This window comes from Bradyrhizobium sp. MI1.11 (assembly GCF_055811255.1).
Map to the genome: position 1 here is coordinate 1 of NZ_JBVVPM010000007.1, position 12,736 is coordinate 12,736.

At 64.4% G+C, this 12,736-nt stretch carries 12 protein-coding genes and 1 tRNA gene; 7 read left to right on the forward strand and 6 right to left on the reverse strand.

Translation table 11 applies throughout. The features are described 5' to 3' along the window. The first annotated feature begins 424 nt into the window (after positions 1-424). Entirely contained in the window at positions 425-1,516 is a 1,092-nt protein-coding gene (locus AC0L30_RS09155; RefSeq protein WP_473404148.1) for an enolase C-terminal domain-like protein, read from the forward strand. Here AC0L30_RS09155 and AC0L30_RS09160 read toward each other — a convergent pair. Beyond that, entirely contained in the window at positions 1,513-2,787 is a 1,275-nt protein-coding gene (locus tag AC0L30_RS09160; RefSeq protein ID WP_473404149.1) for a lipase family protein, read from the reverse strand. The genes AC0L30_RS09155 and AC0L30_RS09160 overlap by 4 nt on opposite strands. Before the next feature lie 202 nt (positions 2,788-2,989). Beyond that, complete coding sequence (locus AC0L30_RS09165; RefSeq protein ID WP_035995285.1) at positions 2,990-3,232, reverse strand: hypothetical protein; 243 nt, start codon at positions 3,230-3,232, stop codon at positions 2,990-2,992. Between the two features lie 100 nt (positions 3,233-3,332). Here AC0L30_RS09165 and AC0L30_RS09170 point away from each other — a divergent pair, with 100 nt between their 5' ends. Next, positions 3,333-4,031, forward strand: coding sequence for a DUF4440 domain-containing protein (locus AC0L30_RS09170; protein ID WP_473404150.1), 699 nt, complete (start codon positions 3,333-3,335; stop codon positions 4,029-4,031). Between the two features lie 127 nt (positions 4,032-4,158). On the opposite strand, the gene AC0L30_RS09175 is transcribed toward AC0L30_RS09170, so the two are convergent. Together AC0L30_RS09175 and cpdR are read right to left on the reverse strand one after the other, a co-directional pair. Further along, positions 4,159-4,233: transfer RNA gene (locus tag AC0L30_RS09175), tRNA-Val, on the reverse strand. 74 nt (positions 4,234-4,307) lie between these two features. After that, positions 4,308-4,667 carry a cell cycle two-component system response regulator CpdR gene (cpdR, locus tag AC0L30_RS09180; RefSeq protein ID WP_007597092.1) on the reverse strand — a complete coding sequence of 120 codons (360 nt, stop codon included), beginning with the start codon at positions 4,665-4,667 and terminating at the stop codon, positions 4,308-4,310. Positions 4,668-5,068: 401 nt separating this feature from the next. Between cpdR and AC0L30_RS09185 the strand changes: the two genes are divergently transcribed. From AC0L30_RS09185 to AC0L30_RS09195, 3 genes are all read left to right on the forward strand, one after another. Continuing rightward, positions 5,069-5,959, forward strand: coding sequence for an N-formylglutamate amidohydrolase (locus AC0L30_RS09185; protein WP_007597106.1), 891 nt, complete (start codon positions 5,069-5,071; stop codon positions 5,957-5,959). 538 nt (positions 5,960-6,497) lie between these two features. Continuing rightward, positions 6,498-7,280 (forward strand): histidinol-phosphatase, encoded by a 783-nt coding sequence (gene hisN, locus AC0L30_RS09190; RefSeq protein ID WP_219680659.1) that lies wholly within the window; start codon positions 6,498-6,500, stop codon positions 7,278-7,280. A 17-nt stretch (positions 7,281-7,297) separates the two neighbouring features. Then, a complete protein-coding gene (locus tag AC0L30_RS09195; RefSeq protein WP_354201670.1) occupies positions 7,298-8,263 on the forward strand; it encodes a Bug family tripartite tricarboxylate transporter substrate binding protein in 966 nt (321 codons plus the stop codon). A gap of 8 nt (positions 8,264-8,271) precedes the next feature. Here AC0L30_RS09195 and AC0L30_RS09200 read toward each other — a convergent pair whose 3' ends face one another. Beyond that, a complete protein-coding gene (locus AC0L30_RS09200) occupies positions 8,272-9,162 on the reverse strand; it encodes a LysR substrate-binding domain-containing protein (protein WP_007597112.1) in 891 nt (296 codons plus the stop codon). Between the two features lie 89 nt (positions 9,163-9,251). Between AC0L30_RS09200 and AC0L30_RS09205 the strand changes: the two genes are divergently transcribed. Then, positions 9,252-10,004, forward strand: a complete 753-nt coding sequence (locus AC0L30_RS09205) for a sulfite exporter TauE/SafE family protein (RefSeq protein ID WP_473404151.1) — start codon at positions 9,252-9,254, stop codon at positions 10,002-10,004. 6 nt (positions 10,005-10,010) lie between these two features. Here AC0L30_RS09205 and AC0L30_RS09210 read toward each other — a convergent pair whose 3' ends face one another. Further along, on the reverse strand, positions 10,011-10,643 hold the full coding sequence (locus AC0L30_RS09210; RefSeq protein WP_473404152.1) for a LysE family translocator: 633 nt from the start codon (positions 10,641-10,643) through the stop codon (positions 10,011-10,013). Between the two features lie 246 nt (positions 10,644-10,889). On the opposite strand from AC0L30_RS09210, the gene AC0L30_RS09215 reads away from it, so the two are divergent. After that, positions 10,890-12,686: an adenylate/guanylate cyclase domain-containing protein gene (locus tag AC0L30_RS09215; protein ID WP_219680650.1), complete on the forward strand. Its 1,797-nt coding sequence runs from the start codon at positions 10,890-10,892 to the stop codon at positions 12,684-12,686. Positions 12,687-12,736: the final 50 nt, after the last annotated feature.

A 12,736-nucleotide genomic window follows, 5' to 3' on the forward strand; every position in this document is an offset into this window, starting at 1 on the left:
ACCGCGCCGATCTGCGCCTTACAACGTTCATCGCAACCTCCAAACTCCTGGTGTTGCGACGACCGTTTGAATCCGCCCTGTGTCCCGCGGGAGGTGTGGTGTGACCGCCACAGCCCAAGGCCATCGATCGGCCACGAAAACAAGACCGTCTGCGTTCGCGCGCCATCCGAGGCCGCACAAAAAAATACCCCATATCGAGCCTCACTCCCGCTCGGCCAATTAAGCAAAGCCCTCGCAAGCGGGCGAGGCGACGCACCTGAGTCTTGGCAACATCCGGGCACGCCCGAACTGAATTCGGCTCCTCACGCCGGCTTCAACTCCCGCGCAACCCCATTTTATGGTGGTCGCGGCAGGGCGGCTTTTCGTTTCATCACAGACGTTTAAGATCGGCACGAACCTGCATTCACTTCCGGAGATCATCCGAATGACCGAGACCATCCACATCAGGCGCTTCCATGCGCGGCCCGTGATCGTGCCGATGAAACTGCCGCTCCAGACCTCGACCGGGGCGGTCGCAAGCGCACCGCTGGTGCTGATCGACTGCGAGACCGACCAGGGCGCCGTAGGACACGCCTATCTGTTCTCGATCACGCCCTCGGCCTTGAAGCCGTTGGCGGCGATGGTCGCGGAAATGTCAGAGCTGCTTGCGGGCGACGAGCTGCTGCCGTTCGAGATCGAGCGCAAGCTGACCCAGCGCTTCACCCTGCTCGGCCTCGCCGGCCTGCAGCGGCTGGCGCAATCCGGCATCGACATGGCGGCCTGGGACGCGTTGGCACGCGCACGCGGCCTGCCGCTGGCGCGGCTGCTCGGCGGCGCGCCAAAACCGGTCAAGGCCTACAATTCGAAGGGGCTCGGCATCATGCCGGCGGATGCCGCGGTGGAGGAAGCCCACAAGCTGCTGGCCGAGGGCTTTCAGGCCGCAAAGATCCGCGTCGGCCGCCCCGATGCGCGGGAAGACCTGAAGGTGGTGCGCGCGGTGCGCAAGGCCGTCGGCGACGACGTGACGCTGATGTGCGACTACAACCAGGCGCTGACGGTGACCGAGGCGATGCGCCGCGGCGAGATGCTCGACGACGAGGGGCTGACCTGGATCGAGGAGCCGATCCGTCACGACGATTATGAGGGCAACGCCCGTATCGCGGACGCGCTGCGCACGCCGGTCCAGATCGGCGAGAATTTCGACAGCGCGTTCGCGATGCAATCCGCGCTCTCCGCCGAGGCCTGCGACTTCGTGATGCCCGACGTGCAGCGCATCGGCGGCGTCACCGGCTGGCTGCGCGCCGCCGCGCTGGCGCACGCCGCCGGCATCGAGATGTCGACGCATCTGTTCTCGGAAGTCAGCGCGCATCTGCTCTGCGTGACGCCCACCGCGCACTGGCTGGAATATGTCGATTGGGCCGACGCGGTGCTTTCGACGCGGCTGACGATCAAGGACGGCTTTGCGCTGCCGAGCGAGGAGCCCGGCAACGGGATTGCATGGGACGAGGCGGCGGTGAAGAAGTATCTCGTGAGTTAATCGTTGAAAGCGATGCCTTTCGCGGCCTCGCCCGGAGCACCGGGCTCGGCAATTCCCACGCAATTGCCCTGCGGCTTTTGTCCGGCGAGCATGCCGCGGAAAAACGCGAGCGCATCCGGGAAGGCCGCGTTCAGGCCGCCATTGTGCGTCGCGCCGGGATAAGTCTTCCAGACCACCTCGTTGCCGGCCGCGCACAGCGCCGCGACTTCGGCATATTGCCGTGTCGGGACCAGCGTGGAATCGGCAAGACCGGTCCCGAGCAGCACCGGCACCTTCAGCCGCACGGCCTTCATGTCCGTGATCGGCGTCAACCGCGCCAGCACATTGGCGATGGGCTCGACATAGACGTTCTCGGCGGTAATGCCGTCCTTGCGCGCGACCTCGCGCATCTCAGGCGTGCAGCTTTCACGCGCCGCTTTCAGGACCGGCTTGCCCTTGTCGGAGACGAGATCGTCGGCGGACGGCGCGCCATCCGGCAACGAGCCGCCGAGCATCATCAGCGACGTATAGATCGGCGAAGCGATCGCGGTCGTCTGCGGCGGCTTATAGGGGCCATCGGGGAACGTGGACACCAGGCCCGTCGCCACGGTGGCGATCAGCGGCACGTCGGGCGCGTAGCTTTCCGCGATCACGGTCGCGCCCATTGCCGCGCCCGAGCCTTGCGATTGTCCGGTGACGAAAACCTTTGAAGCGAGCTTGTCGCGATACGCGGCGAGCGCAGCACGCGCGCCGTCGAGCACGGAGCGCCCTTCCGCCTCCCAGATCAGATACGGATGCGGCCCCGCGCCGCCGAGCCCCTGATAATCGGTCGCCACCACCGCAAACCCGTTCTCGAGCCAGCGCTGGATGTAGGTGGCATCGCGCGGCTTGTGTCCGGTCCAGGACGGCGCACAGGAATCCGACACGCCGAGCGTGCCGTGCGCCCACGCGACCAGCGGCCAGCCTCCGGCCGGCGGCTCGCCCTTGGGCAGATAGACCGTACCGCTCACCGGCACGATACCGGCGTGCCAGCGCACATCCGTGGACGTGTAGAGGATGCGCTCGGCGACACCGGCGCTCGTGATCTCCGGCTGCGCAAGCATCGCCTCCCTGCGCAGCATCACGCCGGGGCTTTCTGGGAGGGCTTGGGGCCAGCGATAAAAGCCGGACAGGTCCTGATCGCCGACTTTCGGTCCCACCGGCAGCGACGAATCCGCGTGGGCTTGCGCCATCGCGAGGCCTGTGACGACGGCGAGCGCCATCACGAATTTCGGACTCGGGGTTTTGAACATCGGCGTCTCCAGTTCCCTTGCAGTGTGCCGCATTTTTGTTGGCGGGTTGATTGCCGCAGCAATGCACTTTCCGCGTCGATTATGGAGACGATCGTGCGCGGGTCCAGGTCTATTTGAGGCAAGTCTATTTCAGGCAAGTTTTTTGCAGACACGTCTTTTCGGACACGTCTGTTCAGAGATGGGCAGATGCCGGTCTGCGTAGCTACCAGGTCTCCGCGCCGGGGATTTTCTTGCGCACCGCCCGGCGCTGGATCCAGATGCAACGGCGCACGGCCGTATTGGAGCGGCCGACTGCGGATATTCCTTGGCCGGCCTGCAGCAGTGGCGCCACGTTTTCGCGCAGCGCGCGGCAGCGCTGGAGCTCAGCCTGCCAGTCGATGATGGCTGCGTCGGCCCGCGACGCCATCAGCGACAATATCGCCACGGCAAGACAGCTCCCTCGCATGGTGCGCATTCCCTTCACCGTGATGTGGCCGGATCGCGCCAGGCGGCATCGTGGCCCGGATGTCATCCGAGCTAATGACACTGCAAGACGATAACTCAACTTGACGCCGGCGGCGAGAGCTTGCCGGTTACGTCCCGCGGCATCCGACAGCCTGATCCAACGCATCTGTGATGCAGCTGTGAGCTCTGATCGCGCGATCCTGAAAAATCAGCGAAGCGATCAATGGTATGACAACGAGCATTCAAAACGCCAGCCGGCAAACAACGAGGTGAACATGATCCTTCCGAGGAAGTTTTTGGCCAGCGCCGGGTCACGACCGATTGCGCGACGCCCCCATCTTGCCGTGATGACCGCAGCGCTGTTTTTCGCCGCAACGTTCTGGCCGGTCGGACCTGCGCGCGCTGCCGCAAATGATGCCGAGGCGCGAGCCATCTTCGACAAGTTCATTGCCGCGCAGAATGCGCATAGCGCAAACGATGTGAAGGCCATGCTCTGGAATTCGCCGAGCACGCTGTTGTTTGCGAGAGGGATCGAGACCAGAGGCCGTGATCCGATCGCCGACCGCTTCAAGGCGTATTACGAAGGCACCTGGCACCTCGAACCCGACATGTCGAAATTCCACGTCGCCGTGATCTCGAACGAGGTCATGCAGGTCCTCGTGCCGATCGTCTTTACGCGCGGCCTTCCGGGCAAGCCGCCACAACAGAACACGTTTCTGATCAGCCAGACCTACGTTCAGGACGCGGACGGCTGGCACGTCGCCTCCATCCTTCCGGTCGCGAATACGGAACTGAAATAGGGGGATTTAGCGGCGGTATGTCGGCTGAGGAGGCTGCCGCTCCAGTCCGTCTCCGCTCTTCGAGCTACGCCGGACACGCTTCGCCGTGATTTTCCAGGCTGTGCCACGCGAAGCCGAAGGCGAAGCGTGGTGGGCGCGACAGGGATCGAACCTGTGACCCCTACCATGTCAAGGTAGTGCTCTCCCGCTGAGCTACGCGCCCTAGATGTCGTCTAGATCGGGTCGGGTCCCTATAACGGCTCAGGGGAGCCGGTGCAAGGACGGAAGGCGGCCGATTTAGGCCGCCAGCATCTTGTTCACTTCGCTGACCAATTCGCGCAAATGCACAGGCTTGGACAGCACCTTGGCGTTCTTGGGGGCGTCCGAATCCGAGTTCAGGGCGACCGCGGCGAAGCCGGTGATGAACATGATCTTGATGTCGGGGTCGAGTTCCGAGGCCCGGCGGGCGAGCTCGATGCCGTCCATCTCCGGCATCACGATGTCTGTGAGCAGCATTTCGAACGGCTCTTCCCGCAGCCGCTGATAGGCGGCCATGCCGTTATCGTGGGACGAGACCTGAAAACCGGCGTTTTCCAGCGCCTTGACCAGGAAACGGCGCATGTCGTTGTCGTCTTCGGCGAGCAGGATCTTTGGCATGGCGGAAATGTCGAATCCCCAGAGGATATCAGCAGAGGTCACTAAGCCCGACGGAGGGTAAATTTGGGGTGAAAATCTTTACCCTCAGCCGGCTGTGCTTGCCGGCCCCTTGTGAACCTGAAAGCAGTTCGAAGCAATCGAGCCGTACCTGCCGGTCCCCACCTCGCTGCCCGCAGGGTTAAGACATGTTCCAGCACAGATCTCATCTTTTCGCTTGGCAGGATGGTTGCGATTCCGGACAATGACGACACATAAGAGCCGCCCGATCGGCCGAATCAATGCGTTGAGGCCGGTGCCGGGCTTGTTGGATCGTGCGGCGCCAAGGGCGAAGCCTGATACCAACGGGCAAAGCCTGATTGCCAAGGGACGAAGCCTGACACCAAGGGACGAAGCCTGAGAAGATGACCCGGTTTGACGGCGACAAGTCGCCAGCCTTCGAGATCGTTGAGCCCGCGCAATGGCGCGCGCCAGTAATCTTCAACTCGCCCCATTCCGGCTCGACCTATCCGGACGAATTTCTCAGCGCCTCCAGGATCGACCTGCCGACGCTGCGGCGTTCCGAAGATTCCTTCATGGACGAGCTGATCGGCCATCTCAGCGAGCGCGGCTTTCCGACCGTGCGGGTCAACTTTCCGCGCTCCTATGTCGACGTCAACCGCGAGCCCTATGAGCTCGATCCCCGGATGTTCACCGGGCGCCTGCCGAGCTTTGCCAACACCCGCTCGATGCGGGTTGCCGGCGGACTTGGCACCATTCCGCGCGTGGTCGGCGACGGCCAGGAGATCTATCGCGAGCGCATCCTGGTCGACGACGCGCTGGGGCGGATCGAGACGTTGTACAAGCCCTATCATCGCGCGCTGCGCCGGCTGATCAACAGGGTGCACCAGATGTTCGGCACCGTCGTGCTGGTCGACTGCCATTCGATGCCCTCGGTCGGCGTCTCCCGCGACGAGCCGCGCCGGCCCGACATCGTGATCGGCGACCGCTACGGCACGAGCTGCACGCCGCTATTGCCCGACCGGGTCGAGGAGACCATGGCCGGCCTCGGCTATTCGATCGGCCGCAACAAGCCCTATGCCGGCGGCTTCATCACCGAGCATTACGGCAACCCGGCCAGTGGCCTGCACGCCGTGCAGCTCGAGCTCAACCGCGCAATCTACATGGACGAGCGGCGGCGCGAGCGCAGTCCACGCTTTGCGCAAGTGGCGTCGGACTTCGGCGTGCTCGCCGACGTGCTGGCGACTACGGTCCCGTTCGGCGATCTCGGCCCGTTCCAGGCCGCGGCGGAATAGGCGCAACGTTTTTCTTCTAACGATTGTGTTGGGTGCGATCAGCGCGAACGCGTTTCGCGGCGCGCATTGAAATGAAAGCCGATGCTGAGAGAAAGCAGAGGCTGAAAGAAAAAAGGGCCGCTTCTAATGAAGAAGCGGCCCAAGTCTAGGGAGGAAACGCCCAAGGAGGGCAGCAGTAACGCGAGAAGCGCTACCGCACCGCAACAATATGCGGCCGCGACGCACAAAGTGCAAGGGCTTTCGAGCGATTTCCCATGCAATGAGGACATAGCTCGGTTGCTTCCAGAGAAACCCAGATTCAGTTCCTTTGATAAGGAAATTCAATGGGTTGATAGTCATTTGCATACGAACAAGGCAGGCCCGGAACTAAGGTTTCAACTCAATGATCGATATTTGCCCAGCGGGTGTCTTCGACGAGGCGAATGCTTCCCGCATCCAAAATACCAGGGTGCAAAAGCAAGACAGCGCTGCACGATTCTTCCGATTTGAGCTAGGCAGGAGTGAGCTTCACCCGACTTTCGCTTTTTGAGGATACGCCGTGACGGTGATCGATTTCTCCGCCTTCATCGGACGGCTCGCCACCGCCTCCGGCGAAACCATCCTGCCGTTCTTCCGCACCTCGCTGTCGATCGAGGACAAGAGCAAGACTAGGGAATTCGACCCCGTGACCGAGGCCGATCGCGCTGCGGAGGCGGTGATGCGGCGTCTGATCAAGGCCAACTTTCCCCAGCACGGCATCGTTGGCGAGGAATTCGGCAACGAGCGCGAGGATTCGGACTATGTCTGGGTGCTCGACCCCATCGACGGCACCAAATCCTTCATCGGCGGCTTTCCGATCTGGGGCACCCTGATCGCGCTCCTGCACAAGGGCACGCCGGTCTACGGCATGATGCACCAGCCCTTCATCGGCGAACGCTTTTCCGGCGACAGCGGCTCCGCTCATTATAAAGGCCCCTCCGGCGAGCGCCGGCTCCAGGTCCGGCGCTGTGCTTCGCTGTCGGAGGCGACGACCTACACCACCAGCCCGCTGCTGATGAACGAGCGCGACCGCGCCATCTTCGGCCGCATCGAGCAGGGCGCGCGGCTGTCGCGCTATGGCGGCGACTGCTACTCCTATTGCATGCTGGCGGCAGGTCACGTCGATCTCGTGGTTGAGACCGAGCTGAAGCCTTACGACATCGCAGCCCTGATCCCGATCGTGACCGGCGCCGGCGGCGTCGTCACCACCTGGGAAGGCAAGCCGGCGCAGGGCGGCGGCCGTATCGTCGCGGCCGGCGACGCCAGGGTTCACGAAGAAGCACTGAAACTGCTCAACGGATAGGCGATATAGGAGCCTGCATGACCAACCGGCGCACGCTCCTTCTCGCCGCCTTGCTTCTGGTTCCGACACTGGCCTGCGCCCAGAACTTCCCGGCCAAGCCGATCAAGCTGATCGTGCCGTTCCCGGCCGGCGGCCCCAACGACATCATCGCGCGGGTGATCGGCCAGCGCATGTCGGAGCTGTCAGGACAGCCGGTGCTGATCGACAATCGCGGCGGCCAGGGCGGCGTGCTCGGCACCGATGCCGTCTCCAAGGCTGCACCCGACGGCTACACCATCGCGATCTCCAGCGCCGGCGCGCTGGCGATCAGCCCGAGCATGGAGAGGGTCGCCTACGATACGCTCAACGACCTCACACCAGTGACGCTGGTGGCGACCGTGCCGGAAATGCTCGTTGTCGCCACCAACGTTCCCGCAAAGGACATCGCGGAATTGATCGCGCTCGCCAAGGCGCAGCCCGGAAAGCTCAACTTCGCCTCCTCCGGCCCCGGCAGCCTGCCGCATCTCGCCGGCGAATTGTTCAAGCTGACGGCGAAGATCGGCATCGTGCACGTGCCCTATCGCGGCGCGGCGCCCGCCGTGAACGATCTGCTGGGCCAGCAGGTGCAGATGACGTTCCTGGATCTCCCCGTGCTGCTGCCGCAGGTCAAGGCGGGCGCCCTGCGGCCGATCGCGGTGGGCTCCGCCGAGCGTTCGCCGACGGCGCCTGACGTGCCGACCACGGCGGAAGCCGGCTTTGCCGATCTGCGCATCGAGAACTGGTACGGCATGGTGGCGCCGAAGGGCACGCCGAAGGAGATCGTCGCGGCGCTGCATGCCCTCGCCACGAAGGCGATGGCGGATCCCGCGGTGAAGGAAAAGCTCGCCGCCCAGGGCGCGACGCTTGTCGGCGATGAGCCGGAGCATTTTCGCAGCTTCATCGCGGACGAGACCAAGAAATGGGCGAAGGTGATCAAGGACGCTGGCGTGGAGACCGCGAGGTAGCGCAGAGCTCACACTGCCGCAGACCGCAAATGCTCCACCAGCATCTTTGCCGGGCGCGGCAGCGTCTTGAAGCTTCGCGCGCAGATCACGAGTTTGCGGTTGGCCCAGGTATCGCGCAGGCGGACCATGGCAAGCGGCATCAGTTTCGCGCAGCGGCGGGCCGCGGCTTCGGGCACCAGGGCAACGCCGACATCGGCGGCGACCATCTGGCAGATCGCGTCGAAATCGCGCAGGCGTGCGCGGTAATGCGGCCGCATGCCGAGCCTGGCGGCGTGCTTCGAAATATGCACCTGAAGCGCGGTGGCGCTGGTGAGCCCGACGAAGTCGCAAGCGCCCGCCTCCTGGAAATCGATCGCGCGGCGGCCGGCGAACGGGCCGCGCCTGGACGTCACCAGCGTCAGGCGATCCTCGCTGAAGGCGAATCGCTCGATATGATCGGGCAGCGCGTGCTCGGCTGCGAAGCCGAGATCGGCCGCGCCCGCAGTGATCGCGGCCGCGATGTCGGTGCTCTCGCGCTCCTCGATGTCGATGGCGACGTCGCGATGCTCGCGCAGGAAGCCGGCAAGCGCCTTCGGCAGATGCTCCGAGAGGCCGGAGGTATTCGCGAGGAAATGCACGCTCGCGCGCACGCCGCTGGCAAAGCCGGCGAGATCGCCCCGCATGGCGTCGATCTGGTGAATGACGAGACGGGCGTGATCGAGCAGGCTCTCGCCGGCCGAGGTCAACTCAACGCCGCGGCGCCCGCGCTTGAGCAGCGCGACGCCGAGCGCATCCTCCAGCCCCTTGATGCGCGCGCTGGCCGAGGCCAGGGCCAGATGCGACCGCTCCGCGCCGCGGGTGATGCTGCGCTGGTCCGCGACCGCGATGAACAGCTGGAGGTCGACGAGGTCGAAGCGCATCCCGGGTCCCTCCAGCCTTCGCTCCAGACGAAGGCTTTCTCCGTAAGCTAGAGATTGTGCCGACGCGCGGCATCGGTCAATGTGCAGATATGATCGACCCGCTCCTCATTCTCATCGCCGCCATCTTCCTGCTCGCCGGCTTCGTCAAGGGCGTGGTCGGGCTTGGCCTGCCGACGGTGTCCATGGGACTGCTCGCCGTGAGCATGGCGCCGAGCCGCGCGATCGCCATCGTGATCGTGCCCGCCATCGTCACCAACATCTGGCAGACTTTCGTCGGTCCCCATTTGCGCGACATCCTGCGGCGGCTGTGGCCGCTGATGATCGGCACCGTGATCGGGTGCTGGCTCAATGCCGGCGCGCTCACCGGCCCGCATGCGCGCTACGGCACGATCGTGCTCGGCGTGCTCCTGGTCGTCTACGCGATCATCGGGCTGAACAAATTCCAGTTCCACGTTGCGCCAAAGAACGAGAAATGGGTCGGCGGCGTGGTCGGCGTGGTCACCGGCGTGATCTCGGCCTCGACCGGCGTGCAGGTGATCCCCTCGATGCCGTTCATGCAGGCGATCGGCATGGACAAGGACGAGCTGGTGCAGGCGCTCGGCGTGTTCTTCACGACGGCGACACTGGCGCTCGCCTTCAACCTCACCGCGGGCGGATTGCTGACGCCGGCCAATGCGGTGCCGGGCGCCGTCGGCATGGCATGCGCGTTTGCCGGCATGTACATCGGCCAAACGGTGCGGGCGCGGATGCCGGCGGAAGCGTTTCGCCGCTGGTTCCTGATCGCGATGATCCTGCTCGGCCTCTATCTCGCCGGCAGCGCGCTGCTGAAGGAACTCGCGTAAAAAACGTTACCGCGTCTCCAGCATGGCGACGCGGATGCCGAGATAGATGAAGAGGCCGCCGAGGGCACGGTTGACCCAGGCGACCGCGCCTTCGGAGCTCCGCAGGCGGTGGGCGGCCTTTGCCGCGAACGCCGCCAGCACCAGGCACCACAGCGTTCCCGTGCAGATGAAGATCAGTCCGAGCGTCAGGAAGGCGAGCGGCTTGTGCGCCGAGTCGGCTGCGACGAATTGCGGCAGGAACGCCAGGAAGAACAGCGCGACCTTTGGATTGAGCGCGTTGGTGAAGACGCCCTGGAGGAAAACCCGCCGCAGCGAGCTCTGCACCGGCTCGTCGATGGCCGAGGCCGGCACCGGGCGCGACCACAGCATCTGAAGCCCGGTCACGACGAGATAGGCCGCTCCAACCAGCTTCAGGATCGAGAACGCGGTCGATGAGGCCATCAGCAGGGCCGAAAGCCCGATCGCGGCGCCCGCGACATGGAAAAAGCAGCCGCAACCGATGCCCAGCGCGGCCGCGGCGCCACCTCGCCAGCCCAGCTGCATGCTGCGGCCGATCACATAGACCGTATCGGGCCCCGGCGTGATGTTGAGCAGCACGCCCGACAGGACGAAGAGCCAGATTTCGTGAATGCCCAGCATGTGTGACGTACCTCCGCCGCCCAACCGTGGCCCAAGAGGCCGGCTTAGTGGGTTCGCTCGTCCCCGTCCACTGCCGGGATTGCCGAGGATTTACCTCGAATTTGCAATGCGGTTCGTACTTTCGCTCGGCCTCATCTGCTCTATAAGGAACGGGTTCTTTGAATGCGGGATTCGAGGCGACTGCCACGCCGTGGCCGGTCCTCGATCTCTTCCAAGTCTCTTGCAAGTCTCTTGGAGCTCCGGAATATGGAAAGACGTCTGGCTGCCATTGTCTGCGCCGATGTCGCCGGCTATTCGCGCATGATGGGCACCGATGAGGCCGGCACCCATGCCGCCTTCAAGGCCCATCGCAGCGCGATCCACCCCATCATCCTCAATCACGGCGGCCGCGTCGTCAAAAACACCGGCGACGGCTTCCTGCTGGAATTCCCCTCGATCGTCGGCGCCACCGAGGCCGCGATCGCGATGCAGACGCTGATGGCGGAGCGCAATCACCATCTGCCCGCCGATCGCGCCATGCAGTTCCGCCTCGGGATCCATATGGGTGATGTCATCGCCGACGAGGACGAGGTCTTCGGTGACGATGTCAACATTGCCGTCCGCCTCGAAGCCGTGGCGAGCCCCGGCGGCTTCGCGATCTCGGCCAAGGCCTACAAGGAGGCCGGCAAGCATCTCACCGTGCCGCTGGTCGATGCCGGCAACCACCGCTTCAAGAACATCAAGGATCCGATCGGGGTCTGGACCTGGACGCCTGAGGGTGCACCGGCGCTTGCGCCCGCGCTGAGGGAGGCATCCGCCCTCTCGCAGCAGTACCGCACCGCGATCGTCGGCGTGCTGCCTTTCGCCAATCTCAGCGACGCCCAGGACGAGTATTTTTCCGACGGCCTGACCGAGGATTTGATTCACGCGCTGTCGCTGCAATCCTTCTATCGCGTGCTGAGCCGCAACTCGACCTTCGTGTTCAAGGGCAACAACGTCAGCACCCGCCTGATCGCGCGGGAGATCGACGCTAGCTATCTGATCCAGGGTTCGGTGCGGCGTGCCGGAGCCAAGATCCGCGTCACCGCAGAGCTGATCGCGCCGGAGACCGGCGAGCAGCTCTGGACGGGCCGCTACGACCGCGACATCGGCGATCTCTTCGCCATGCAGGACGAGATCACCACCAACCTGTCCGCCGCCATCGCCACCGAGATCGTCCGGGCCGAGGCCTCGGCGCCGGCGCGGCTGTCGACCGACGTCACCGCCTGGGACCGCTTCCTCAAAGGGCTGTCGCACTATTATCGGCAAACCAAGGAAGACCTGGCCATCGCCGTCGACCTGTTCCGGGAGGCCATCAGGCTTGAGCCCAAGCTGTCGATTGCGCATGCCTATCTCGCCACGATCCAGATCCAGAGTATCCATTTCGGCTGGGTCAAGGGCACGCGCGAGATGTGGGCCGAGGCGATGAAGCTTGCCGAAACCAGCGTCCGGCTCGACCCGCGCTCGTCATTTGCGTTCTCGATCCTGTCCTGGACCCACGCGCTGGAGGGCCATTACGAGGCCGCGATGGATGCCGCCAAACGCGCCGTCGCGCTCAACCCCTACGACAACGGCGCGCGCGGCGTGCTCGGCATCTGCCATTTCGCCGTCGGCGAGCACCGCGAGGCGATCGAGCTGTTCTCGATGGCCGCACAGCGCGACAACAGCGATCCGCGCTACCAATGGGCCGCACTGAACGCCTTCAGCCATTATTTGCTGGGCCAATATGACGCGACCCTGTCATGGGCTCGAGAGCAACTCTACATCAACCCGAACCATTTGCAGGCGCTGGCAATCCGCGCCGCGGCGCTGGCGCAATTGGGGCGGGGCGACGAGGCGATCGAGGCGACCCGCGTGCTCATGGCTAATTACCCGACACTCAATGTCGACCGCCATTTGCGCAATTTCCACTGGAAGCGGCCCGAGGACCTCGCCCATTACCGCGCCGGACTCTTGAATGCGGGCGTGCCGCTCGGCAAACTGACCCTGGTCTTGAGCGACGTCAAACGCGTCGCCGAATCCTGAGGGCCAGCCGCGGCCACCCGGCAATGTCCCCTCCGCCTTTATTGACACGA